Source organism: Acinetobacter sp. (genome assembly GCF_039596015.1).
GTDB lineage: Bacteria > Pseudomonadota > Gammaproteobacteria > Pseudomonadales > Moraxellaceae > Acinetobacter.
Genome location: NZ_JBCNKN010000007.1, coordinates 117,614 through 142,368, shown reverse-complemented (window position 1 = coordinate 142,368; position 24,755 = coordinate 117,614). Strand labels below are relative to the sequence as shown.

Sequence of the window (24,755 nt, the reverse complement as noted above, 5' to 3'; positions counted from 1 at the left end):
ATCTTTGGGCACGAGGCTATCGAGTGTCACCATCTCAATTTCTTGTTGGGTCGAGTTAGATTTCAGCATCTTTCCATTATAGAAAAAGGTTGTCCTTGTGGGAACAACCTTTGTCAGCAGTCTGAAAAGCCTCGTAAGAGGCTTTTTTTAACACAAAAAATTATTTTACTTTTAACAGTTCTACATCAAAAATGAGCGTGCTGTTTGGCCCAATGGCATCACCTGCGCCAATTTCACCATAGCCCAGTTTTGAGGGAATAAAGAAGCGTGTTTTTCCGCCTTCTTTCATGGTTTGTAACCCTTCAGAAAAACCAGGAACCACATCACTGACACGGAACTCGGCAGATTGCTGACGTGCAATCGAACTATCAAAAACAGTACCGTCGATCAAACGACCTTCATAATTGATTTCAACTGTATTGGTTTTCTTTGGGCTTTTGCCTGTACCTGCTTTAAGCACCTGATACTGTAAACCTGATGCAGTGGTCACGACACCCGCTTTTTTGGCATTTTGAGCTAAAAATGCTGCGCCATTTTGGGCATTGATTTGTGCTTGTTGTTGGTGTGTTTGTAAATCGTGCGCTTCAGCCTGTTTTTTGTATTGACCCAACGCATTCGACATTTCCTGTTCAGAAAGCGCAGGCGTTTGATTGCGTGATGCTGACGTTAAACCTTGAATAAAGGCATCTAAATTTAAGCCCTTAAGTGCTTCGGTATTACTTTTACCTAATAAATAACCAAAACTGTAACCTGCTTGGTCAGCAAGCGGACTTTGACCATTAATGGCAGTTGCTGCCCAGACAGAAGGGGTGAGGCAAGAAAGAGCGCAGGCTAAGCCAAGGATTTTTTTCATTATATTGATTCCTGATTGTAGTTATGGAGAGTAGAAACTCTCCATAGATGAGAATGTTATTTTACTTGAAGTAAATCGACTTTAAAGATCAGCACACTGTTTGGTGGGATAGATTGGTTGCCTTGTTCACCATAAGCAAGGTTGGCAGGAATATACAGCATGATGCTGCCGCCTTCTTTAATTAATGGAATACCTTCAATCCATCCTGGAATCACGCCTTTTAAAGGAAATTCCACAGGTTCATTACGTTGGTAACTGCTGTCAAAGACCGTACCGTCAACCAATTTACCTTCATAATTCACTTTTACAGTCGAATCTGCAGTTGGTTTTTTACCAGTACCTTCTTTTAGGATTTGATATTGTAAACCTGAAGCCGTGGTTTTAATGCCCGGTTTTTTCGCATTGTCTGCAAGGAAAGTTTTATTCAGTTCTTGTAGAGAATTTGCTTTAGATTGCATTTCTTTTTGATATGCAAGGAATGCTTGTTTCAATTGTTCGTCATTATAAGCAGGCTTTTCATGTTTTTGACCATCACGGACACCATCCGCAAAATGATCTACTTGAACATCTGCTGGCATTTGGCTACCAATTTTGTAACCTTCAACATAGCTGATGACATCGACAGGTTGAGTTGAACCGTCTTTTTTATGTGAAGCAGAAGCAGGGTGCTGAGTGGCATAATAGACAGGAACAAGTGCCGCACCACCTAAAATAACAGCAATTGCAACGGGTAACGCTTTACTCATGAGCTACGGTTTCCAAATTTATATCATTGTTTGAGATGCGGCACTCACTGTGCAGACATCGTAATGGGTTAGCATATAACGTATTGTAACCAAACGGCTATCATTTTTCAGTGAAAGCTGTCGTTGAACTAGGAAAAACATGTTTTAAAACTGTAACTCATATCTAGACTGCGTGTGACTTTGCGTGTTTTTATCAGAACAAGAAAAGCCATTTCTGTTATCATTAAACACATGCATTTAGGCCATGAAAGTTTGGCTGATTTTTATCCATTGCTTAGGATCGAACGGTATATGTTGCAACGAGATCAACTCAAAATCGCGATTGTCGGTTTAGGCTATGTGGGACTACCACTTGCTGTCGAATTTGGTAAAACGGTCGCAACAGTCGGCTTTGATATTCAGCAAAAACGTATTGAAGAACTGAAAAGTGGCCAAGATCATACACTTGAAACTTCGCCAGAAGAATTAAAACAGGCGATGCATTTAAGCTATACCACTCAAGTCGATGATTTAAAAGACTGTAACTTCTTTATTGTTACTGTGCCTACTCCGATTGATGAATATAAACAACCTGATTTAACCCCATTGGTGAAGGCTTCAGAAACCATTGGTAAAGTGCTGAAAAAAGACGATATCGTGGTGTATGAGTCAACGGTTTATCCGGGGGCAACCGAGGAAGTGTGTATTCCTGTTTTGGAGAAAGTGTCAGGTTTGCGTTTTAACCAAGACTTTTTTGCAGGTTATAGCCCAGAGCGAATTAATCCGGGTGATAAAGAACACCGCGTGACCAATATTTTAAAAATTACTTCGGGTTCAACCCCTGAAGTCGCAGATGTTGTCGATGAGGTTTATAACCTGATTATTCGTGCAGGGACACATAAAGCCCCAAGCATTAAGGTTGCCGAAGCGGCAAAAGTGATTGAAAACACGCAGCGTGATGTCAACATTGCACTCATTAATGAGTTGGCGTTAATTTTCAATAAAATGGGAATTGATACCGAAGACGTGCTCAAGGCTGCGGGCACCAAATGGAACTTTTTACCGTTTCGTCCAGGCTTGGTCGGTGGACACTGTATTGGCGTTGACCCTTACTATTTGACCCATAAAGCACAGGCGATTGGTTACCATCCTGAAATCATTTTGGCGGGTCGCCGTTTAAATGATGGCATGGGGGCATATGTGGTGACACAATTGGTGAAAACCATGGTCAAAAAACGCATTCAGGTTGAAGGGGCGAAAGTTCTGGTATTGGGCTTAAGCTTTAAAGAAAACTGCCCAGATATTCGTAACACACGCATTATCGATATTATTCAGGAATTGCAGGAATACCATATTGAAGTTGACGTGCATGACCCGTGGGTGGATGCTGCGGAAGTGCAACATGAATATGGTTTGGAACTGACCACTGAACTAAAACATCATTATTATGATGCAGTAGTGTTGGCGGTGGCACATCATCAGTTTAAAACATTGAGCCGTGAAGACATTGCGAATTTATGTAAGGCGAACTTTGTTTTATATGACTTGAAATATGTGCTTGATAAAGACAGCGTTGATATTCGTTTGTAATTTTATCAATGAGTAAGAAAGTTTATCTCAATTCATTATGGATGATGGCTGAAAAGCTGTTGTCCATTTTTGGTTTGATCTTTGTCACGTCATTTGTTGCCCGCTATATTGGCCCTGCAAATTTTGGGAAACTGACCTTTGCGACTTCAATTTTTGCGATTGTGCAGACAGTTTCATTATTTGGATCAGACAATCTTATTTTCCAAAAAACCAGTCAGAGCCGAAAAACAGGCGAGCATATTATTTATGCAACTCGGTTTTTGCGAAATGTATTTTTTGCGATTTTTGGTAGTGCAGTATTGCTCTATCTCTACTTTACGGTAGACCAACTAACTTTTATTTTTTCAGTTGCAGCGTGCATTGCCATTTATTTTTCACTGCATGACACGGCATACAGCATTTATTTTAATGCTACTTTGCAGTCCAAGTTTAATACCTTATGTAATATCGTCGCCATTTTAGTCAGTCTGATTGTGCGTTATGGCATTGCCAAATTACAATTGCCTGTGAGTTATTTAAGCCTACCAATTGTGCTGGTAACGCTTGTGCCATTTTTAATGCGACGGATGATTTTTGCCCGTAAAAAATTGACAGATGCACAGCGAATTTCTAAAAAACTCCAGCAATATCGAGGTTATGTGCTCAAAGTTGGGCGCAAACTGGTGTTATATACCCTGTCGATTGCGATTTTTACCAAGACTTCGCAGCTATTTTTGGGGATGAAATCTCAGCATGACTTGGGAATTTATTCGGTTGCAATGACTTTGGGCAGCAGTTTTTATTTTGTTTTAAATGCTTTTATTTCATCGTTCCTCACGCAAATCTATGCGGAAAAAGATTTTGAACGCAGCCAAAACATGGTGGCACGTTTAAACCTGATGGTGATCGTGATTGCATCTTCAGCGGCGGTATTTTTTGCGCTGTTTGGTCACTGGATTATTGAATGGTTATATGGGCCACAATATCAGCAAGTGAATGATATTTTAATTATTGCGGTATTTGTGACGTTATTCTCAGGTATGTCGACTGTGGCGGAAAAATACCTGATCAAGTTTAATGCGTATGATTATTTACACCATAAAACCATGTTACTTGTTGCCTTTAATGTGCTGGTGACGTTTACGGCAATTCATTATTTTTCTTTATATGGCGCAATTTTTGCCATTTTAGCGACAGAAATTTTGTCTTTAACTGTATTTAATTACTTTTATAAGCAGGGTTTAATTTTAGACACGCATATTCGCATCTTTAAACCTTCTACTTATTTAAAACGCTGAGAATAAGCCGATGCTGCTGAGTTTGATTATCCCTGTTTATAATGTTGAAAAATATATCGAACAATGCCTGACCAGTATTTGTCAGCAGTTGCCTTATCCTGAGGTTGAAGTGATTGTGGTGGATGATGGTAGTCCAGACCAATCGATTGCCAAAGCCAAGCAATTTTTACAGCACCAGCCCGATGAGATCCGCCAACAATTTAGAATCATTCGCCAAAAAAATCAGGGGCTAAGTGGCGCACGCAACACAGGCGTTGCCGAAGCAAAAGGCGAATATGTGGCGTTTCTAGACTCCGATGATTATTTAAACCCGAACTTTTTTGCCGAGGTGTTTAAAGGTATTGCGACACAGGCGGACATTATTCAGTTTGCAGTACAACGTGTTGATGATGCAGGGCATATCATTCCGTTTTTGCATCCAATGTCTAAACAAGGCTTACAAACCATTGATCGGGATATTCTTATCGAGCTGTCAAATCGTTCGGCATGGTTTGCATGGCTGCGGGTCTATAAAACCTGTTTGTTTGGACATATTCGTTTTCCTGTAGGTAAAAACTACGAAGATGCTTACACCACGCCATTTCTATTTTTTGCTGCCAAAACAGCTTATTTTAGCCCTGCGGTTTTAATCAATTATCGAATTAATCCAACAGGTATTACTGCAACCAAATCCCGCAAAAATATTGATGATTTAGGCGGTGTACCGCTGTTTTATTTAAAGCATATTCAGCAACATCCTGAGCTTGCCGCAACCCTGATTGCGGTAAGTCAGTCACATATCATGGACATTTTAAACTTAGATGGTCTTGGCGTGGCACAGCAGCGTTGGAAGGCGTTAAAACAGCAGATTCAACAGCAGCATATTCAGATGGATATTTTACGCAATCGCGGTAATCGCCTGTTTTTACAATATGGCGTGTGGTTCTTGTTGTTTGATCGAACCTTGCGTCGTTTAGGTTTGAAAAAATGACAGGCAAAATCTGTTTTCTGATTGGAAACCTGAACTTATCGGGCGGTACGGAACGTGTCACCACCTTGGTTGCCAACGCATTGGTAGCACAAGGCGAACAGGTTTGTATTTTAAATTTGTCTCAGGGAAATCAACCTTTTTTCGCTTTGGATGCCCGCGTTGAAAATCAGGCGTTGTACCCACATGCAGTTTCCATGAAGCGTCATTTATTGCCGACGATTTTCAAGATTCGTCGTTTTGTAAAACAAAACAAGATTCAGCATTTGGTCGTGGTCGATAGTATTTCCTGTATTTTTACTGTGCCTGCGCTCTTTGGATTAAACGTCCAGCATATTTGTTGGGAACATTTTAATTTTGAAGTCGATTTAGGCGTTCGATTACGCCGTGTCGGGCGAGTCTGGGCCGCACGTTATGCCGATGCAGTTGTCACATTAACCGAACATGATCGGCAGTTGTGGCAGCAAGGCATTGCCCATATTCGTGCGCAGATGTGGGCGATTGCCAATCCTTCGCCATTTAAAGTTGCAGAACAACTTCCAAGCCAAGCTGTTAAAACCGTATTGGCGGTGGGGCGGTTGCGCCCTGAAAAAGGCTTTGATTTGTTACTGCAAGCATGGCAACAGGTGGTGCAGCAATTCCCTGACTGGACATTGCGGATTGTGGGCAGTGGCGAGCAGGAACAGGCATTAAAGCAGCAAGCTGCACAGTTAAAGCTAGAACAACAAGTCGAGTGGATCGCGGCTACCTCCGAGATTGCAGCACAATATGCGCAGGCATCGATTTACTGTTTAAGCTCACGCTTTGAAGGTTTTGGTATGGTTTTGCTTGAGGCGTTGAGTTTTGGGCTGCCAATTGTGTCATTTGACTGTCCTATCGGCCCACGTGAAATTTTAAAAGACAGTGCTAACCCCTTAATTGAAGCGGAAAATGTCACTGCTTTGGCAGCAGCCCTTGAACAAATGATGGCTTTAACTGCTGAACAATATCAGCAGCTTACACTGAAAAATCAGCAGCTTGTACAAAATTATGCGATTTCCAAAATTGTGCAACAATGGCAACAACTATTTGCCCAAGCCTGAGAGATAACCATGAAAATTTTGCTATTGATCACAGGTTTGGGTTTAGGTGGTGCAGAAAAAGTGGTGACCAGTCTGGCGGATCAATTGGTTGAAGTTGGGCATCAAGTCAAAATTGCGTATTTGCGGGGTGAAATAGCGGTTCGACCACAACATACAGACATTGAGTTGTTAGATTTAGGCTTAACCTCAGTGTCAAATTTTGAACAGAGTCGTCAGCGTTTCATCAAACTCATGCAACAGTTTCAACCTGATATTGTGCATGCACATATGTTTCATGCCATTTTATTTGCCAGATTACTGCGCCAACAGGCAAAAATCCCATACTTGATTTCTACAGCACACAGTAAAGCCATTGGCGGTAAGGTTCGGCAATGGTTATATCGCCTGACAGATGCCAAAAGTGATTTGAATACCAATGTCAGTGAAGAAGCTACCGCATTTTTTATCGAACAAAAAGCCTTTGGCAAGCAGCATAGCACCACCGTGACCAACGGCATTGATACTCAAAAGTTTCAATATGCAGCGCAGACACGTCAACAATTGCGTCAACAGTTTGCATTAAGTGCGGACACGCCTGTTTTGATGGCGGTGGGGCGCTTAATGGAAGCAAAAGACTATCCAAACTTGATTCAGGCATTTCAGCAATTACAGACCACAACGCCTTCGGCACAATTATTTATTGTGGGTGATGGAGTTCTGCGCAAGGCATTAGAGCAACAAGTGCAGCAGTTGGGCTTGCAACAACAGATTCATTTTCTAGGGGCAAGATCAGACGTATCTGCCTTGTTGTCGATGGCAGATGTTTTTGTGCTGTCATCGGCTTGGGAAGGGTTTGGTTTGGTGGTTGCCGAGGCCATGAGCTGTGAACGTGTGGTGATTGCTACCGATTGTGGTGGTGTCAGTGAAGTATTGGGACAACCTGAATGGTTAGTACCACCACAAAATTCAGAAATGCTCAGCAAAAAAATGCTGAAAGCAGTACAATTATCTACACATGAAAAAGCCCAACTCGGACAGCAAAATCGGCAACGGGTGATTGAACAATACTCGATGCAACACATGCTAGAACACTGGTTGGCACTGTATAACGTGGGAAGAAAGAGCACAGTCGTATGAATCAATATCAAACCTGTTGTGAACAATTACAACAACAACCGAAAATCTGGTTAATTACAGGCGTTGCGGGATTCATCGGTTCGAATTTATTAGAAAAATTATTGTTGCTGAATCAAACTGTGGTCGGGTTAGATAACTTCTCGACAGGATTTCAGCATAACCTAGACGAAGTACAGGCAATTGTTTCTGCTGAACAATGGCAAAATTTTAAGTTTATACAGGGTGATATTTGTTATCTGGATGACTGCAAAACAGCATGTGCAGGCGTGGACTATGTGTTGCATCAGGCAGCATTGGGTTCAGTTCCACGTTCGATTGAAAACCCGATTGCAACCAATGCGTCGAATATTGACGGCTTTTTAAATATGTTGGTGGCAGCCAAAGAAGCAAATGTACAAAATTTTGTCTACGCTGCCAGCAGTTCAACCTATGGCGACCATCCTGCATTGCCAAAACAAGAAGACGTAATTGGCAATCCTTTATCGCCTTATGCGGTCACAAAATACGTCAATGAGCTATATGCCAATGTATTCCAGCGCTGTTATGGCTTTAACTCGATTGGGCTGCGTTATTTTAATATTTTTGGCAAACGTCAAACGCCAGATGGCGCCTATGCTGCCGTGATTCCAAAATGGACAGCGGCCATGATTCAGAGCGAAACGGTTTATATCAATGGTGATGGCTCGACCAGTCGTGACTTTAACTATATTGCCAATGCAGTACAGGCCAACTTGCTGGCAGCAACCACAACCAATGCAGCCGCACTAAATCAGATTTATAATGTGGCGGTTGGTGGGCGTACCGATTTAAATCAACTGTTTAACATGTTGACCGAAACGCTGGCAAAAAATAGCGTGAATTATACTCAAGCTCCGATCTATCGGGATTTTCGTGCAGGGGATGTGCGACATTCGCAGGCGGATATTTCTAAGATTCAAACCCTATTGGGTTATGCACCGCAATTTAATATTGCGCAGGGTATTGAACAGGCAATGCCGTGGTATGTACAGCATTTACAAGGTCAAGCATGAAGTTTTGTATTATCTCGAATGACTTACATACTGTTCGAAACTTCCGTGGTGATTTACTCAATGAAATTGCAGCACAAGGTTATGACATTCATATCCTTGCGCCCAATATTGAAAGTTATCCTGAAGATCAGCAACATTTTCAGGGCTTGGGGTTTGAATTACATGGTTTTTCAATGCAAAAAATGGGAACCAACCCTATTGAAGATTCAAAAACTATTTATGATATTTATAAAATCTTAAAAAAAATTCAACCTCAAAAAGTCTTAAGTTACACCATCAAACCTGTGCTGTATGGCACCATTGCGGCCTATTTTGCGGGTGTTCCTGAACGCTATATTTTATTGAGTGGTTTAGGATTTGCCTTTCAGCAAGACAATACTGAAGGCGCATTTAAATACGTTAAAAAAGTCTTTGATCAGATTTTTCATTTTGCACTCAGCAAAGCAACTCGGGTGATTTTCCAAAATCCAGATGATTTGGCGTTGATTCAGCAACTTGGGCATTTAGACAATATTCCGAGCAGTATTGTGAATGGTTCGGGTGTTGATGTTGAGAAGTTTACTGTAAGACCACTGATTTATAATGAAAATGGGCAGGCGAAACCGATTTTTTTAATGGTGGCACGGCTATTAAAAGATAAAGGTGTTGTCGAATATATCGAGGCTGCTCGACAGGTCAAACAGCAATATCCTGAGGCTGAATTTCATTTGGTGGGTTGGATTGACGAAAACCCGAAAGCTATTACACAACAACAATTAGACGGCTGGATGAGTGAAGGCTTGATTCAGTACTGGGGCAAATTGGCGGATGTTCGTGTTGCGATTGAGCAGGCTAATATTTTTGTTTTGCCTTCATATCGCGAAGGGATTCCGCGTTCGGTACTCGAAGCAATGTCGATGGGGCGAGCCATTATTACCACAGACGCGCCTGGTTGTAAGGAAACTGTGGTTGATGGACAAAACGGATTCAAAGTACCAATACAAAATGTAGCTGCTTTGGCAACCGTGATGCAGCAATTGATTGATCATCCTGAAAAAATTGAAATGATGGCAGCACAATCCCGTCAGATCATTTTAGATCAATACGATGTGAAAAAAGTGAATCAGCAGATGCTGAATGCAATAAAAATAACGCATTAATACCGTGAACTATTTTTTCGTAGAGAGAGTACAATAAATAGCATGGTAGTTTCCTTGAGTTATTGATAAAATATCAGCCCCTTATCACAGCACTTTGGCTGCTGATGAGTTGACATGAAGGGATGTGTCGTTTTCATGTTTTTTTATAGATGGATGCTATATTTGGTTTATGAGTGAACAGAACATGCTTAAACGCTTAGTAGACATTATCATTGCATCAATTGCCTTTACGATTTTACTTCCAGTTTTTCTTTATGTTGCGTTTAAAGTGAAAAAGAATTTGGGATCCCCCATCTTTTTTTATCAGGAACGTCCGGGGAAAGATGGCAAGTTATTCAAAATGATGAAATTCCGCTCGATGAAAGATGCGATTGATCCACATGGAAATGCGCTTCCAGATGAGTTACGCATCACCCCCTTCGGACAAAAATTACGTTCGACTAGCCTTGATGAAATGCCTCAGCTGCTGAATGTAATCAAGGGTGATATGAGTGTGGTTGGCCCACGCCCAATGCTGAAAGAATTTGTTGAACACTATACGCCAGAACAGGCACGCCGTTTGGAAGTACGTCCAGGAATGACAGGACTCGCCCAAATTAGCGGTCGCAATGAACTCGATTATGAAGATCGATTTAAATACGATGTGTGGTATGTCGATAATCATAATGTCATCCTTGATTTTAAAATTATGTTTAAAACAATTTCCGTGATGTCAAGAAAAGAAGGCATTAATGCCCCTGGGCATGTAGGACCATCTTTATTTACGGGCAATGCTCCAGATTCATCAAAACAAACCAAGTCTTAAAAGTGAACTTTCTATGATTAAAAAAGCGATTCTTCCTGTAGCAGGTTTAGGCACACGTTTTTTACCTGCAAGTAAATCAATTCCAAAAGAAATGGTGACAGTGGTGGATCGCCCTGCAATCGAATATGTGGTTAAAGAAGCGGTTGAGGCGGGGATTGAACAAATCATTTTGGTGACACATTCATCTAAAGCGTCTATTGAAAATTATTTTGATCGAAACTTTGAACTTGAAACTACATTAGAGCAAAAGAAAAAATTTGATTTGCTCAAAGAAATCACAGAAATTTTGCCGTCACATGTCAGTGTGGTCAGTGTTCGCCAACCACAACCGTTGGGTTTGGGACATGCTGTTTTGTGTGCAAAGGATATTGTTGGTGATGAAGCATTTGCGGTGTTACTGCCAGATGTGTTGGTAAAAAGTCAGTCTACAGAAAATGACTTGGCGAATATGATTGCCCAATATCAGCAATCTCAGGCGGCACAAATTATGGTTGAAGCTGTACCAGATCAACTGGTGGATCAATACGGTATTGTGGATGTTGCTGAGGTTCCAACACAAGGTCAAAGCCAAGTTATGCAAGGCATTGTTGAAAAACCTGCTATTGGCGAAGCGCCAAGTAATTTGTCCGTGATTGGCCGTTATGTTTTGCCTGCAAAAATTATGCAGCTTTTAGAAAAAACACCACGTGGCGCAGGTAACGAAATTCAATTAACCGATGCCATTGCCATGCTTCAGGAAACAGAAACAGTTGAAGCATATCGTATGCTTGGGCAAACGTTTGATTGCGGCAGTAAATTAGGATATTTAAAAGCAGTGCTACATTATGGCATTGCTCATCCTAAATTAGGCACACAATTTGCTGAATTGATTCAAGAACTCAAAATCTAAGAGACAACGCCATGAAAATCGCAGTTTATGGAACAACATTACATGCGGGCGTTATGGCGGGGTTATTTGCCGAATATGGACACTTTGTTTTTTGGTGTCCCTATGCCAAAGATGATGAAATATGTGCTATTCAGTACCAAGATAAAAACGTCAATCATCTGATAAAAACTCAGGCACAAACGCGTCAACTGTCAATTTGTGCACTGGTCGATGTGCCATTAGACGTTGATGCTTATTTTTTTGCGTTTAACTCAAATGAGGCTGAACGCTTAGATGAAATTTTAGATTATTTAAAGCAACAACCTATTTTACATCCAAAATTAATGATTAATGGATCTAGTTTTGGTCTGGATGGTACAACGAGATTACAAAAAAAATTGCCACAGGATGACTGGTGCTACTTGCCTGATATGGTTCAAGAAGGCAATGCCATGAACAGTGTTTTACAAGTCAAACATGTGGTGATTGGTGTTGAAACGGATGCTGCCAAAGAAAAAATAGCAGAATTATTAAGACCTTTTTTTAGCTATAACCATAATTATCTCTTCATGCCAATTTTGGATGCCGAATTTACTAAACTCAGTATTTCAGGCATGCTTGCAACACGCATTAGTTATATGAATGATCTGGCAGTCGTTTCAGAAAAGTTGGGCGTTGATATTGCCAATATCCGTTTAGGTCTAGGTGCAGACTCACGGATTGGTTCAAGCTATTTGGCAGCAGGTGTCGGTTTTGGCGGAGAGAACTTCTCGCATGATATTCTGACATTATCACAAACCATTGCCGAAACAGGGGTAAAAAGCCAATTACTTGAACAAGTCTGGGAGATTAATGAACAGCAAAAAGAAATTTTATTTCGAAAACTGTGGAATTATTATCAATGTGACTTGAAGGGTAAAATCATTGCGATTTGGGGAGCATCTTTTAAAGAAAATACGGCTCGTACAAACTTTTCTCCGATTCATACCATGCTCAAGGCATTGTGGGCGCAAGGCGTGATTGTTAAATTACACGATCCACAAGCATTACCGATGATTGGCAAACACTATGGCACACGTGATGATCTGATTTTATGTGAAGACCCATATCAAGCGGTACAGGACGCCTCGGCATTATGTTTGCTGACAGCATGGAAACAATATTTAAGCCTTGACTATAAACAATTACAACAACGCATGAAACATCCATTGATTCTGGATGGGCGTAATATTTATGACCCTGCCTATGTCAAAGCCCAAGGGTTTGCTTATGAAGGAGTGGGGCGTAAATGATGGAACAGGTTTCTTTTACAGCACAGCATCCGCCAAAGCAAAGACTTGTACATTTGGCAGGTTTGATGAAACAACAGCATCTGACGGCTTTATTTTCACAAGACCCAGAACGCTTTAAACAGCTTTCATTACGCTTTCAACAGTTGTTTTTTGATTATAGTAAACAGAGGGTAGATCAGCAAATTGTTGATCAACTGATTCATTTTGCAGAACAACAACAGCTTGAGAGCTGGATTCAACGGCTGTTTTCACCCGAAGCAATTAATTATACCGAACAAAGAGCAGCGATGCATTGGGCGCTGCGGTTACCGAAACAAAATCCGCAACATGCTGAACTTGCCTTAGCTGTGCAACAGCAACTAGAACGAATGTATGCATTGGTCGATAAAATCCATGCAGGGCAGTACCGCGGTGCGACGGGAGAAGTGATTCAGGATGTGGTGAATATTGGGGTGGGGGGGTCAGATCTTGGCCCGCTCATGGCAACCCATGCACTTTCTGATTTTAAGATCAAAACCTCAAAACCACTTCATGTGCATTTCGTGTCGACAATGGACGGTAGTCAGCTTTCTGACTTATTACATCAACTTCGACCTGAAACCACGCTGTTTATTATTTCATCTAAATCCTTTGGTACAATTGATACCTTGTCGAATGCACAAACCGTTCGTCTGTGGTTAGAAAAAGCATTGGGCAAACAGGAAAAAGTGCTGAAAAACCATTTTATTGGGGTATCCACCAAACCTGAAAAAATGAGTGAATGGGGAATTGCTGAAGATAAGCAGTTCTTGCTGTGGGATTGGGTTGGTGGACGCTATTCATTATGGTCATGTATTGGTTTTCCGATTGCGCTCACCATAGGTGTTGAAGGGTTTAAACAGTTTCTTGCTGGGGCTTATGCGATTGATCAGCACTTTCAACAAGCGCCGTTTGCACAAAATATTCCTGTTTTGATGGGGTTGTTAGGCGTTTGGAATAATAACTTCCTTGATATGCAAACCCATGCAGTTTTACCTTATGACGGTCGTTTAAAATATTTTGCCTCTTATTTACAACAACTAGAAATGGAGTCAAATGGTAAATCGACCCAGCGTAATGGTGAACAGGTTGAATGCAATACCTGTCCGATTGTTTGGGGTGAAGTTGGGCCAAATGCACAACATGCCTTCTATCAATTGTTACATCAGGGAACACATTCGGTCAGTTGTGACTTTATTGCACCTGTTCAGCGTTATAATGCCGACCAGTTTACTTACGCGGAAAATGCTGAAGCACTGATTGAGCAGCACCATTTAGCTTTATCGAATTGTTTGGCACAATCTCGTTTACTGGCATTTGGTAATCAGGCATTAGACCCAAGTGAATTGGCTGATTTACCTGTTTATAAACAATATGCAGGTAACCAAGGCAGTTCGACTTTATTGGTAGATGAACTGAACCCCTACAGTTTAGGCATGCTGATAGCCTGTTATGAACATAAAGTCTTTGTACAATCTGTGATGTGGAATATTAATCCATTCGATCAATGGGGCGTGGAGAAAGGTAAGGAAATTGCCAATCAATTATTGCCAATTTTAAGCGGCAAACAGGCTGATGGTTCAAATTTGGATTCCTCAACACAAGGGCTATTACACATTTTATTGGGAAAAACACATGGCTAAGATTTTGGTAACAGGTGGTGCGGGATTTATTGGTTCGCATACTTGTGTGGCGTTGTTAGATGCCCAACATGATGTTGTGGTGGTGGATAATTTAAGTAATAGCTGTGTCGAAGCTTTAAATCGGGTACAGGAACTGACACAGAAAACCCTGACTTTTGTTGAGGGTGATATTCGTGATCAGACTGTGTTGGATGCAATTTTTGCGGCACATAAAATTGATGCAGTCATTCATTTTGCTGGGTTAAAAGCGGTTGGAGAAAGCCAGCAGTTCCCTTTGCAATATTTGGATCATAATATTGCAGGCAGTATCCAACTTTTTAAAGCCATGCAGCGTGCTGAAGTATTTAACTTGGTGTTCAGCTCTTCCGCAACGGTTTATGGCGACCAGCATCCATCACCGTTACATGAAAATTTACCGACAGGTATGCCAAATAATAACTATGGTTATACTAAGCTTGTGATTGAGCAAATGCTTGAAAAACTGGCACTTGCAGACGAGCGTTGGTCGATTGCCTTGTTGCGCTATTTTAACCCTGTAGGGGCGCATCAAAGTGGTCGAATTGGTGAAGACCCGCAAGGGATTCCGAATAATTTAATGCCTTATGTGACACAGGTTGCTGTGGGCAAACGTGAAAAACTGTCTATTTTTGGGCAGGATTATGACACGCTCGATGGTACAGGTGTCCGTGATTATATTCATGTAGTGGATTTAGCTGACGCACATTTATGTGCCTTGAATAATCGATTACAGGCAAAAGGCTGCCGTGCATGGAATATTGGAACGGGGCAAGGTTTCTCGGTTTTACAGATTAAAAACACGTTTGAACAAGTCAATGGAATACATATTCCATTTGAGTTTGCTCCACGTCGTGCGGGCGATGTTGCGACCTGTTTTTCTGATAATCAACGAGCAGTTATAGAATTGGGCTGGAAACCGAAATTTGGTTTAGACGATATGCTGCGTGATAGCTGGAATTGGCAAAAGCAAAACCCACAAGGTTATCAGTAGGTCACTCTCCTTAATTTTGAGTAATATTTAGTCAACTAAACCGCTATCAGGCGGTTTAGTTTGTTAAGATAGGGCGCTTGTTCTGTCAGTAATCTCTCCTATACTTTATGAAATTCCTTCGCCAGCAAATATTGTTTTTGTGTGTGGCTTGTATTTCGACTGTCCTCTCTATTTATGTTGCATCAAACTGGAATTTTTTAAGTTCGAGCTTTTCCTCAGCACGTTGCATACAAACTTTGATTTCGGTTGCATTTAACTATGCACTCATTGTTCTTTTTGTCAGCATTTTTAGGCGAACCTATACAGCATTACTTTTAAGCCAGATTTTGGTTGTTCTGATCGGTTTTATTAACCTGAAAAAAGAGCAATATCTATCCACAAATTTTAGCCCCGATGACATTCTGTTATTTTCAGAAGCATTAAAAGCTGCACCGATGATCTTAAAAATCGGCTTTTTTTTACTCATCTTTATTTTTGTTGTAGTGCTAGTGCTTTGTTATCGAAAGGAAAAAGCCAATACATGGAAAAATTATCTTTTTCATATTGTGATGAGTTTGAGTCTGGCTGGTGTTGGTATTTATTTTAACTATATTAAAAGTCCGATGGGCTTATGTACCAAAGCCGATGCACCTTTTATTTGTACACAACTCGCAGATTTTCCAAATACACGCAGTGATTGGGTAGGGGATTTTAGAAAAATCCAAAACTATGGTTTTACGACTTTCTTTTTATCAAAGATTTTAGATAATTTTAATGAGCTGTTTTTGCCCCATGAAAGTGTTTCACGTGAAACGATACAGCAGATTTTTAAACCTTTTCTAAATCAGACAGATCCGAAAATAACAGTCGAACAACAGCCGAATATTGTCATTGTGATGGATGAATCATGGTGGGATCCGCGCTTGCTGGAAAAGAAATTACCTAAGCATCTTATGCCGTTTATGGATGCACACCGTGTTTCTTCTATGCTTTCTCCGTCATTTGGTGGTGGAACAGCTAATGTCGAATTTGAGGCTTTGACCAGTCTGAATACATTGTTTTTTAGAAATGAACTGGTCTATGTTTCTAAAATTAAACGTCCAATTTATTCCCTACCTTTGTATTTAAATTCATTGGGTTATAGTACAGTTGCCATGCATAATAATTGGCATTATTACTATAACCGCAGTCGTGTTTATCAGCAGTTAGGTTTTGAAAAATTCGTTTCGCTTGAAAATATGCTGAACCAGCAAAATCGTTCAACTGCATTTAATCAGGGCGGATGGGCAAGCGATGATTTGCTGTTTAGTGCGATACAGGACGAGTTATCACAACAAAGTGATCAGCCAAAATTTATCTATGCCATTACGGTTGAAAATCATCCAATGTATGGCGATGACCGTTATGGAAAGCAAAATTTTAAATTTAAAGCTGATTTGAGTGAAACTTCAAAACAGAAATTGAGTACCTATACCGCAGGTGTGGCACGTTCAGATCAGAAATTACAAGCACTTGCCCAGTTTATTCAGCAATTAAAGCGACCTACAATTTTACTGGTTTTTGGTGATCATTTACCGAATTTGCAAGGCGTTTATGATGAATATCATTATTTTGATCAGGATCCACAGCGAGAAAATGCGCGAAATTATCAAACGCCCTTGGTACTTTGGGCAAATTATCCTGTAAAACGACAGTATTTGTCGGGAAATTATATTCCTGCGAGTTTTCTTGCTGCCAAACTTTTGAAAACTGCCAATTTGCCGTTATCAAATTATTATCAATTTATTGATCAGATTTCAGCTTGTTATCAAGCCGTTCATCAAAAATTTGTTGTAGAAAAGCCGCATTGTCCCGTGAATAAAGAGCAGCTTTTAGAAGCCTATAAATCGGTGAATAATGATACGTTAAATGGGAATAATTTTAGTTATGAACTTTTAAAACCGTAAATAAAAAACTCGGCAGATGCCGAGTTTTTATGCGATAGAGCTTATGCTTCAATGAGTTGAGTAAGCTCATCGACATAACTTTGCATTGGACGAGGTTGTTGGTCTTTACGACTTTCAATGTTTAAGCGTAATAACGGTTCGGTGTTTGAAGAGCGAACATTGACACGCCATGCACCAAAATCAAGACTCACACCATCGGTACGGTCAATGACAGGGTTTTGGTCTGCATAATGATCAAAGATTTTTTGAATGGTGGCCTGACTATTGGCAACTTTAAAGTTGATTTCACCACTGCATGGGAACTGCTCAATCATTTCTTCAACCAATGAAGAAAGAGATTGTTGCGTTTCAGAAAGAAGGGCTACAGTTAATAACCATGGAATCATGCCACTGTCACAGTAAGCAAAATCGCGGAAATAATGATGCGCACTCATTTCACCACCGTAAATGGCATTTTCTTCACGCATGACTTGTTTAATGAAGGCATGTCCAGATTTTGACTGAACCGTCGTACCGTTATGCGCCCGAACCACTTGTTCTGTGTTCCAGACTAAACGTGGGTCATGTACGATTTTTTCATTTGGATGCTGTAGTAAGAAAGCCTGTGCCAGTAGACCAACAATATAGTAGCCTTCAATGAATTGACCTTTCTCGTCGAACAAGAAGCAACGGTCAAAGTCACCATCCCATGCAATACCCATATCGGCATGATGTTTTAAAACAGCTTGGCTGGTACTGTCACGGTTTTCAATCAACAGTGGGTTAGGAATCCCATTTGGGAAAGTCCCATCTGCTTCATGGTGAATTTTGATAAATTCAACAGGAACATTAAGTTCTTGAAAGCGTTGTTCTAGTGCATCAATCACATGACCCGCAGCACCGTTGCCCGCATTGACAACTAATTTTAATGGGCGAATTTTTTCAGGTTGAATATAACCAAGTAGATGTTCAACAAATTCAGGAAGAATATTATAAGACTGTGTTGTCCCTTTATGCGTAACTTCGGTAAATTGATTTTGTTCAACAAGTGCCTGAATTTCTTTGAGTCCTGTATCGGCACTGATTGGTCGAGAATTTTCACGAACCAGTTTCATACCGTTATAATCCATTGGGTTGTGGCTGGCAGTGACTTCGATGCCCCCTTGAACATCCAGATGGAAAGCTCCAAAGTAAACCTCTTCTGTACCTGTCATCCCTAGGTCTAGAACATTGACCCCAGCATCATTTAAACCTTGAATTGTTGCTTGTTTTAGGCTTTCACTGCTTAAACGAACGTCGCAACCAACGACGATAGTTTTGGGTTGATAAATCTGTCCGTAAGCGCGTCCAATTTTATAAGCGATTTCTTCATTGAGTTCTGTTTCTAATTTACCGCGGATATCGTATGCCTTAAAGCAAGTGAGAGTTGTCATAATTTAGCGATGAATAAATTGTGATAGAAAGACACATTATAGCGATGGGGTATGGTAATTGTAGTGACAATGAGTGAAAATATTGTTGATTGATTGCATTTATTTTTATTTTATTTTTATCGATTAATTATTAAGACGTTTTTTATATAAATTTAGAAAATCGAAAAATCTAAATAATATTAAGATAATGATATAAAAAATAATTTTATGATTCATCTCGATTCATATACTTTTATGTTATCGTTTTAATGTCATAGTTGAAAAAAATACATTAAAAAAACTTTTTTAAAGTTAAATTTAACCTTATGAAATATATCGAAAAAAGGATAAATAGAAAAAATGAATAAGAAGTAGGCATAATTTTTTATTGACGAAAGAATAGCCCGTGGGTACATTAGTCCCGTTTTTAATGGAGCGGCCTCGAAATTGGATTTCGACTTATATGCTTTATTTTCTCCATTTTTCTGCTGTTATTGTCTGCTGGCATAGGTCAGTCATTAACGGGATCGTATAAGGTTTCAGCCTATGAACAAAGTAAAGATTAGTCTTGCTTGGCAAATTTTAATTGCCTTAGTATTGGGTATTATTGTTGGTACCATTTTACATAATCAACCTGATTATCAGGAATACGTCGTTGGTAATATTTTAAAACCAGCTGGTCAGATTTTTATTAATCTGATTAAGATGATCGTTGTTCCTATTGTTATTTCAACCTTAATTTTAGGTATTGCGGGAGTTGGGGATTCCAAGAAACTTGGAATTTTAGGCGTTAAAACAATTTTATATTTTGAAATTGTGACAACAATTGCGATTGTTGTGGGTATTCTTGCTGCGAATATCTTCCATCCTGGTTCAGGCATTGATATGTCTTTACTGCATAAGGTTGATATTTCTTCATACGAACATACAACAGAAGAAGTGAAAGCCAGTTCACATGGCTTTATGCAAACAATTCTGTCACTTATTCCATCTAATATCTTTAGTGCGATGGCAAGTGGCTCAATGTTGCCAATCATTTTCTTCTCAGTGATTTTTGGTACAGGTTTGGCTGCACTTCCTGCAGAAACCAAACAACCGCTTTTAAATGTGTTGAAAGCTGTATCTGAAACCATGTTTAAAGTAACGCACATGATTATGCTTTATGCGCCAATTGGTGTATTTGCATTGATTGCTGCGACAGTAACAACATTTGGTTTTGCATCATTATTGCCTTTGGCTAAATTGGTAATTTTGGTTTACGCAGCAATTTTGTTCTTCGCATTGGTGATTTTAGGTGGTGTTGCCAAGATCTGTAATTTAAGTATCTTTACTTTAATTAAAATCTTGAAAGATGAATTGATTCTGGCGTATTCAACTGCAAGTTCAGAAACTGTTTTACCGCGTATCATGGAAAAAATGGAAGCATATGGTGCGCCAAAAGCAATTTCAAGTTTTGTTGTGCCAACGGGTTACTCGTTTAACCTTGATGGTTCTACGCTTTATCAAAGTATTGCAGCAATCTTCATTGCGCAATTATATGGCATTGACCTTTCACTCACACAAGAAATCGTTTTGGTGTTGACGTTGATGGTGACGTCAAAAGGGATTGCAGGCGTGCCTGGGGTGTCTTTCGTGGTGTTGTTGGCAACTTTAGGTTCTGTGGGAATTCCATTAGAAGGTCTGGCATTTATTGCAGGTGTTGACCGTATTTTGGATATGGCACGTACCGCATTGAACGTTGTCGGAAATGCCTTGGCTGTATTGGTCATCAGTAAATGGCAAAAACAGTTCGATGAAGACAAAGCAAAAGCGTATGAAGCTTCATTTAAATAATGACAAATACAATTTAAAATTAAAACGGCTCGAATGAGCCGTTTTTTTTATGATTCAGTTTCAGCAGAAAGCTTTTGTTTACGATGTAAAAAATAGCTATAAAAGAAAATAATCAGCCCCACTGCATATAAAATCACAGAGAGTCCGAGAAGGGATAAACCCGCGGCATACAACAGCCAAAGTGCATAAATCGTTGCCACTAGGGCAATGAAAATATGTTTGGTCTGGCGTTTTTTGCTCGATTCTTTTAAATAAAATGCAGAAACTAAAAAATAAGGTAACAGGATCATCACCGATGAAATTAGCAATAATTGGGTATAGTTTTTATTGAAAAAACAGACCGCAATGAGAGAGAGTTGAACCACGATTGATGTGAGCCATAGGGAAGAAATGGGCACATTATTTTCATTGGTCTTTAAGAAAATTGCTGGGAATGCACCATTTTTTGCCGCTAAGAATGGAATTTCCGTTGCAAACAGTGTCCAGCTTAAATATGAAGAAGATACAGAGATAATCAGACCAATGGTAATAATAATGGTTCCTGGTAAACCAATCAGTTGCGCTAAAATGGTTGCCATAGACGGGTTATGCATGGCAGCAATATCTGCACGACTACTGATGCCATAAGACAATACCGTCACCATTACATAAAAAGCCAAGGCAACCAAAACACCGAGAACGGTTGCCTTACCAATATCATGACGTCGTTTTGCACGTGACGATAACACCACAGCGCCTTCAATCCCTGTAAACACCCACAAAGTAATGAGCATTAAGTCTTTGACTTGCTGCCATAAAGGAACTTTGAGTGAGAAGTCGATGAGGTTGTGATGAAATAGATTGAGTTTAAATGCCATAAAACCAAAAATGATAAAAACTACCATCGGTACAATTTTGGCAATGGTTGCAATCAAATTGACAATCGCAGCTTCTTGGATGCCTCGACTCACTAACCAATGCACCAGCCAGACAAAAATCGATGAGCCGATGAGGGCATAAAGCGTATTGCCATCACCAAAGATGATATGGTCTGGTCGATCTGTAAACATGCCTAAACTAGAAAAGGCAATCACCACATAGCCGACAATACCAATGGTGGTGCAAAGCCAATATCCCCATGCCGAGCAAAAGCCGATAAGCTCACCAAAACCTGCCCTTGCATAGTTGTAAATGCCGCCATCGAGTTCAGGGTATTGCCTAGAGAGATAAAGTAAAGCGAACGCGAGGAATAAAATTCCAACCCCTGTGATCAGCCATGCGATGAGCAGGGCTGAACCATTGGCAACCGCGGCCATGTTTTGAGGCAAACTAAATACCCCAGATCCGACCATGGAACTAAAAACGAGCGCAGTTAAAGACAGTAAACCAATTTTTGAAGATGACATGTGTTTTATTCTTTAAAAAATGCCGCAAGCTGGGCAATATGCGCTGGTGTAATACCACAACATCCACCAATTAATGTTGCACCTGCCTGTTGCCATTGCCGTGCAAAATGTAGGTAAGATTCTGGCGTTAAGTCTGGACGAACATCATCTAAGCCATCGTTTGCTGTTGCATTTTCATCTTGTGGAGGGAATGCATTGGCATAAGCACCAATTGTAAGTTCAGGCGCAAGTCGTTTAATTTCCTGTACCGCCTGTAAAATAACTTCGGGTTGGCAGCAGTTAAATAAAACCGCTTCAGCACCAATACGACGTAATACCTCAACGGCTTGTTCCAGATTTTCACCTGAACGCAAAGTTGCACGGTCTTGTTGTAGAACGTCTTGGAGGGTAAAAGAAACCCAATATGCTTTACCATCTTTAGGTAACAGACCATGAACCATTTCAACTTCAACAAGGCTTGATTGTGTTTCTGCAAGCCAAAAGTCCACCTGAGGTGCAAGTGTTTCAATAATTGGTGTGGCTAATTCTCGAACATGATCTTTTTGGAATAGGTCAGCACGATATGAACCAAACAGAGGTGGAAGACAGCCTGCAATTTTGACATCCCGACCACTTTCTTTTACCGCTTGTTTGGCTTGGTCGACAGCGACCTGTACCAGTTCACGCACTTGTTCATCAAAGCGTTGTTGACCAATATGAAATGGAACAACAGCGTAGTTGTTAGTGGTAATGACTTCTGCACCCGCTTGAATAAAGTCTAAATGCACATCCTTTACAATTTCAGGAGCCTCCCAAAGCGCCAAAGCTGACCACTCCGGTTGACGAAATGGCGCCCCACGTCGAGCAAGTTCGCGCCCAACACCACCATCTAAAATTTTCATCTGTACGTATTTCCATCGTATTGAAAGGAAAGGAGTATACTGAAAAAGTCATTTAAGCGTTAATGCTGTTTTTGAATAACATTTATTCAAAATAAGAAAATAGGGACGTTAAAGTGCTCCAAATTTTTGCCATGTTTCATTGGTCTGAAAAGAGGCGTAATGTTGTTTGAGCTGTTGCATGGCATGCTGTTGGTGGTATCCAAACCCGAATAGACCCAACAGTAAAAGAGCATAAGTGTAGCTGTTGTATTGGGTAATTGCCTGTTGTTTAAATCTAAATCGAACAATGATCAGAACATGGAGTAATAACATCCACCACAGCGAAATGTGAGAGATGAGAGCCACTACATCAAGCAGACTGATCAGTGCTAAGAATACATAGCGTAATGTCGGATGTGAGCAAGACTGTGAGCAGATATACATCACCCATAGCCCGGATAAAGTCCCTAAAAAAATGGCTGCGCCACCCAAAATCATAAAATAAGTGCTATAGAAAAAAAGCACGGTAAATATAAGGTGTATCAGAACTGTACTAAAACGGGAGAGGAAAAATTGCATGATCAATCCGCTGAAATAGATGTTTTGTGGGAATCTGCTAAATCATTTTTTAATTCGAACTGGAGTAATTGTCGAGTTCGCCAGTACGTGAGCGATACACTGAGCAAAGATAAACTCCCTCCGATGAACATGGCAGGAACCACCGTAAAGAAACGCGCCAGAATGCTAGATTGTAATGCCCCAAGTTCATTGCTTGAGGTCACAAAAATACCATTAATGGCAGCGATTCGCCCGAGCATGTGTTTGGGGGGAATCCACTGGAGTAATGTTTGGCGAATCACAATGCTGATGCTATCACAAGCACCCATGAGCATGAGGATGATCATGGCACTATAAAGGTGGCGTATTTGTGTGAAAATGAGTGTACAGCAGGCGAAGCCCGATACTGCCAGTAATAATGTTCGCCATACCTTTTGTTGAGGCGGGTATTTGACCAAAATGCTCATGGTGAGTAATGCGCCAATGGCAGGTGCTGCACGTAATAGTCCAAAACCTTCTGCACCTAAATGTAAAATATCCTGTGCGAAAATAGGAAGTAGGGCAATGATGCCACCAAAAAAAACCGAGGCAAGATCCAGAAAAATAGACCAGAACATCATTGGGCTATGATAAATAAAGTGTATTGCTTCTTTTAGGCTGCTGATAACTGAATGGTGTTGAATCGGCGGAAATTCACGTGGACGCATACACCATAGGGCAATACTGCCTAAACTAAAGAATGCGACTGTACAGAAAAAAGTAAAATATAAGCCCGTATAGGCAATGAGTAACCCTGCCAAAATCGGTGCAAGTACGGCATTGATTTGCCAGCATAAAGCCGTCCATGTTGCAGCTTGACTATATTGTGTTTTGGGAATCAGAAAGGGACGTAATGAATTAAAACATGGACTATATAAACCACGAATACAGCCAAATAAAAATAGGAGGCCGTAGGTGAAACATAAGAATGTGGTGGTGCTGATTTGTTGTTGTGTATGTATAAAAAAGCTGAACCATAACAAACAAGCAAGCGGAACACTGCAACTAAAGCACCATTGCAGTATGCGCTGTCGATTAAAACGGTCAGCGACATAGCCTCCCCAAAGGGAAAGACATACGAAAGGGATAAACTCAATTAAACCTACCAAGCCTAGACTCATCGGATTTTGGGTGAGTTGATACAGCGAATAGGCAACTAAAATTTCCTGAATCAAAATAGCTTGAGTCAGGCAGCATTGATTCAATGTCAGTAAAGAAAAATCTCGACATCTAAACACAGCAAAAGACGGTGAAACAGATTTTACTGATGACATAAAAGGAAATCGTAAGGGATAAAAAAGAGAAAAGAAAAAGGATGAACCGAAGTTCATCCTTTTTTGAATCATATC

21 protein-coding genes are annotated in these 24,755 nt (G+C 40.4%); 14 read left to right on the top strand and 7 right to left on the bottom strand.

Annotation, left to right across the window (positions count from 1 at the left end; translation table 11 throughout):
- Window positions 1-160 precede the first annotated feature (160 nt).
- Together ABDV70_RS09310 and ABDV70_RS09305 are read right to left on the bottom strand one after the other, a co-directional pair.
- Window positions 161-853, bottom strand: a complete 693-nt coding sequence (locus ABDV70_RS09310) for an FKBP-type peptidyl-prolyl cis-trans isomerase (RefSeq protein WP_343597255.1) — start codon at window positions 851-853, stop codon at window positions 161-163.
- 56 nt (window positions 854-909) lie between these two features.
- Window positions 910-1,599, bottom strand: coding sequence for an FKBP-type peptidyl-prolyl cis-trans isomerase (locus ABDV70_RS09305; RefSeq protein WP_343597254.1), 690 nt, complete (start codon window positions 1,597-1,599; stop codon window positions 910-912).
- A 291-nt stretch (window positions 1,600-1,890) separates the two neighbouring features.
- On the opposite strand from ABDV70_RS09305, the gene tviB reads away from it, so the two are divergent.
- The 13 genes from tviB (at window position 1,891) to ABDV70_RS09240 (ending at window position 17,340) form a co-directional block, all read left to right on the top strand.
- Window positions 1,891-3,168: a Vi polysaccharide biosynthesis UDP-N-acetylglucosamine C-6 dehydrogenase TviB gene (gene tviB / locus ABDV70_RS09300; RefSeq protein WP_343597253.1), complete on the top strand. Its 1,278-nt coding sequence runs from the start codon at window positions 1,891-1,893 to the stop codon at window positions 3,166-3,168.
- 8 nt (window positions 3,169-3,176) lie between these two features.
- Complete coding sequence (locus ABDV70_RS09295) at window positions 3,177-4,445, top strand: oligosaccharide flippase family protein (protein ID WP_343597251.1); 1,269 nt, start codon at window positions 3,177-3,179, stop codon at window positions 4,443-4,445.
- Between the two features lie 10 nt (window positions 4,446-4,455).
- Window positions 4,456-5,415 (top strand): glycosyltransferase family 2 protein, encoded by a 960-nt coding sequence (locus ABDV70_RS09290; RefSeq protein WP_343597249.1) that lies wholly within the window; start codon window positions 4,456-4,458, stop codon window positions 5,413-5,415.
- Window positions 5,412-6,494, top strand: a complete 1,083-nt coding sequence (locus ABDV70_RS09285; RefSeq protein ID WP_343597248.1) for a glycosyltransferase family 4 protein — start codon at window positions 5,412-5,414, stop codon at window positions 6,492-6,494. The genes ABDV70_RS09290 and ABDV70_RS09285 overlap by 4 nt, the downstream gene beginning before the upstream one ends.
- Before the next feature lie 9 nt (window positions 6,495-6,503).
- Window positions 6,504-7,610, top strand: coding sequence for a glycosyltransferase (locus ABDV70_RS09280; RefSeq protein ID WP_343597247.1), 1,107 nt, complete (start codon window positions 6,504-6,506; stop codon window positions 7,608-7,610).
- Window positions 7,607-8,641 (top strand): NAD-dependent epimerase/dehydratase family protein, encoded by a 1,035-nt coding sequence (locus tag ABDV70_RS09275; RefSeq protein WP_343597245.1) that lies wholly within the window; start codon window positions 7,607-7,609, stop codon window positions 8,639-8,641. Before ABDV70_RS09280 ends, ABDV70_RS09275 begins: the two co-directional genes overlap by 4 nt.
- Window positions 8,638-9,780, top strand: coding sequence for a glycosyltransferase family 4 protein (locus tag ABDV70_RS09270; protein ID WP_343597244.1), 1,143 nt, complete (start codon window positions 8,638-8,640; stop codon window positions 9,778-9,780). Before ABDV70_RS09275 ends, ABDV70_RS09270 begins: the two co-directional genes overlap by 4 nt.
- A gap of 184 nt (window positions 9,781-9,964) precedes the next feature.
- Complete coding sequence (locus ABDV70_RS09265; protein ID WP_343597272.1) at window positions 9,965-10,585, top strand: sugar transferase; 621 nt, start codon at window positions 9,965-9,967, stop codon at window positions 10,583-10,585.
- Between the two features lie 13 nt (window positions 10,586-10,598).
- Window positions 10,599-11,474 carry a UTP--glucose-1-phosphate uridylyltransferase GalU gene (gene galU / locus ABDV70_RS09260; RefSeq protein ID WP_343597243.1) on the top strand — a complete coding sequence of 292 codons (876 nt, stop codon included), beginning with the start codon at window positions 10,599-10,601 and terminating at the stop codon, window positions 11,472-11,474.
- Window positions 11,475-11,485: 11 nt separating this feature from the next.
- Window positions 11,486-12,745 (top strand): UDP binding domain-containing protein, encoded by a 1,260-nt coding sequence (locus ABDV70_RS09255; RefSeq protein ID WP_343597242.1) that lies wholly within the window; start codon window positions 11,486-11,488, stop codon window positions 12,743-12,745.
- Window positions 12,742-14,406 carry a glucose-6-phosphate isomerase gene (pgi, locus tag ABDV70_RS09250; protein WP_343597241.1) on the top strand — a complete coding sequence of 555 codons (1,665 nt, stop codon included), beginning with the start codon at window positions 12,742-12,744 and terminating at the stop codon, window positions 14,404-14,406. The genes ABDV70_RS09255 and pgi overlap by 4 nt, the downstream gene beginning before the upstream one ends.
- On the top strand, window positions 14,399-15,415 hold the full coding sequence (galE, locus tag ABDV70_RS09245) for a UDP-glucose 4-epimerase GalE (RefSeq protein WP_343597240.1): 1,017 nt from the start codon (window positions 14,399-14,401) through the stop codon (window positions 15,413-15,415). The genes pgi and galE overlap by 8 nt, the downstream gene beginning before the upstream one ends.
- 107 nt (window positions 15,416-15,522) lie before the next feature.
- Window positions 15,523-17,340: an LTA synthase family protein gene (locus tag ABDV70_RS09240; protein WP_343597239.1), complete on the top strand. Its 1,818-nt coding sequence runs from the start codon at window positions 15,523-15,525 to the stop codon at window positions 17,338-17,340.
- Between the two features lie 41 nt (window positions 17,341-17,381).
- Here ABDV70_RS09240 and ABDV70_RS09235 read toward each other — a convergent pair whose 3' ends face one another.
- Window positions 17,382-18,752, bottom strand: a complete 1,371-nt coding sequence (locus tag ABDV70_RS09235) for a phosphomannomutase CpsG (protein WP_343597238.1) — start codon at window positions 18,750-18,752, stop codon at window positions 17,382-17,384.
- A 525-nt stretch (window positions 18,753-19,277) separates the two neighbouring features.
- Here ABDV70_RS09235 and gltP point away from each other — a divergent pair.
- On the top strand, window positions 19,278-20,564 hold the full coding sequence (gene gltP, locus ABDV70_RS09230; protein ID WP_343597236.1) for a glutamate/aspartate:proton symporter GltP: 1,287 nt from the start codon (window positions 19,278-19,280) through the stop codon (window positions 20,562-20,564).
- 47 nt (window positions 20,565-20,611) lie between these two features.
- Here the strand turns inward: gltP and ABDV70_RS09225 are convergent, their stop codons facing one another.
- The 4 genes from ABDV70_RS09225 to ABDV70_RS09210 all read right to left on the bottom strand — a co-directional run bounded on the left by ABDV70_RS09225 (window position 20,612) and on the right by ABDV70_RS09210 (window position 24,680).
- Window positions 20,612-21,949 carry a basic amino acid/polyamine antiporter gene (locus ABDV70_RS09225; protein WP_343597235.1) on the bottom strand — a complete coding sequence of 446 codons (1,338 nt, stop codon included), beginning with the start codon at window positions 21,947-21,949 and terminating at the stop codon, window positions 20,612-20,614.
- A gap of 5 nt (window positions 21,950-21,954) precedes the next feature.
- Window positions 21,955-22,830 (bottom strand): homocysteine S-methyltransferase family protein, encoded by an 876-nt coding sequence (locus ABDV70_RS09220; protein ID WP_343597233.1) that lies wholly within the window; start codon window positions 22,828-22,830, stop codon window positions 21,955-21,957.
- A gap of 108 nt (window positions 22,831-22,938) precedes the next feature.
- Window positions 22,939-23,388 (bottom strand): hypothetical protein, encoded by a 450-nt coding sequence (locus ABDV70_RS09215; RefSeq protein ID WP_343597232.1) that lies wholly within the window; start codon window positions 23,386-23,388, stop codon window positions 22,939-22,941.
- Between the two features lie 2 nt (window positions 23,389-23,390).
- A complete protein-coding gene (locus tag ABDV70_RS09210) occupies window positions 23,391-24,680 on the bottom strand; it encodes an MFS transporter (protein WP_343597230.1) in 1,290 nt (429 codons plus the stop codon).
- Window positions 24,681-24,755 lie beyond the last annotated feature (75 nt).

Coding starts and splice junctions, on each gene's coding strand:
- ABDV70_RS09310 (WP_343597255.1), bottom strand. CDS start 853: ATGAAAAAAATCCTTGGCTTAGCCTGCGCTCTTTCTTGCCTCACCCCT.
- ABDV70_RS09305 (WP_343597254.1), bottom strand. CDS start 1,599: ATGAGTAAAGCGTTACCCGTTGCAATTGCTGTTATTTTAGGTGGTGCG.
- tviB (WP_343597253.1), top strand. CDS start 1,891: ATGTTGCAACGAGATCAACTCAAAATCGCGATTGTCGGTTTAGGCTAT.
- ABDV70_RS09295 (WP_343597251.1), top strand. CDS start 3,177: ATGAGTAAGAAAGTTTATCTCAATTCATTATGGATGATGGCTGAAAAG.
- ABDV70_RS09290 (WP_343597249.1), top strand. CDS start 4,456: ATGCTGCTGAGTTTGATTATCCCTGTTTATAATGTTGAAAAATATATC.
- ABDV70_RS09285 (WP_343597248.1), top strand. CDS start 5,412: ATGACAGGCAAAATCTGTTTTCTGATTGGAAACCTGAACTTATCGGGC.
- ABDV70_RS09280 (WP_343597247.1), top strand. CDS start 6,504: ATGAAAATTTTGCTATTGATCACAGGTTTGGGTTTAGGTGGTGCAGAA.
- ABDV70_RS09275 (WP_343597245.1), top strand. CDS start 7,607: ATGAATCAATATCAAACCTGTTGTGAACAATTACAACAACAACCGAAA.
- ABDV70_RS09270 (WP_343597244.1), top strand. CDS start 8,638: ATGAAGTTTTGTATTATCTCGAATGACTTACATACTGTTCGAAACTTC.
- ABDV70_RS09265 (WP_343597272.1), top strand. CDS start 9,965: ATGCTTAAACGCTTAGTAGACATTATCATTGCATCAATTGCCTTTACG.
- galU (WP_343597243.1), top strand. CDS start 10,599: ATGATTAAAAAAGCGATTCTTCCTGTAGCAGGTTTAGGCACACGTTTT.
- ABDV70_RS09255 (WP_343597242.1), top strand. CDS start 11,486: ATGAAAATCGCAGTTTATGGAACAACATTACATGCGGGCGTTATGGCG.
- pgi (WP_343597241.1), top strand. CDS start 12,742: ATGATGGAACAGGTTTCTTTTACAGCACAGCATCCGCCAAAGCAAAGA.
- galE (WP_343597240.1), top strand. CDS start 14,399: ATGGCTAAGATTTTGGTAACAGGTGGTGCGGGATTTATTGGTTCGCAT.
- ABDV70_RS09240 (WP_343597239.1), top strand. CDS start 15,523: ATGAAATTCCTTCGCCAGCAAATATTGTTTTTGTGTGTGGCTTGTATT.
- ABDV70_RS09235 (WP_343597238.1), bottom strand. CDS start 18,752: ATGACAACTCTCACTTGCTTTAAGGCATACGATATCCGCGGTAAATTA.
- gltP (WP_343597236.1), top strand. CDS start 19,278: ATGAACAAAGTAAAGATTAGTCTTGCTTGGCAAATTTTAATTGCCTTA.
- ABDV70_RS09225 (WP_343597235.1), bottom strand. CDS start 21,949: ATGTCATCTTCAAAAATTGGTTTACTGTCTTTAACTGCGCTCGTTTTT.
- ABDV70_RS09220 (WP_343597233.1), bottom strand. CDS start 22,830: ATGAAAATTTTAGATGGTGGTGTTGGGCGCGAACTTGCTCGACGTGGG.
- ABDV70_RS09215 (WP_343597232.1), bottom strand. CDS start 23,388: ATGCAATTTTTCCTCTCCCGTTTTAGTACAGTTCTGATACACCTTATA.
- ABDV70_RS09210 (WP_343597230.1), bottom strand. CDS start 24,680: ATGTCATCAGTAAAATCTGTTTCACCGTCTTTTGCTGTGTTTAGATGT.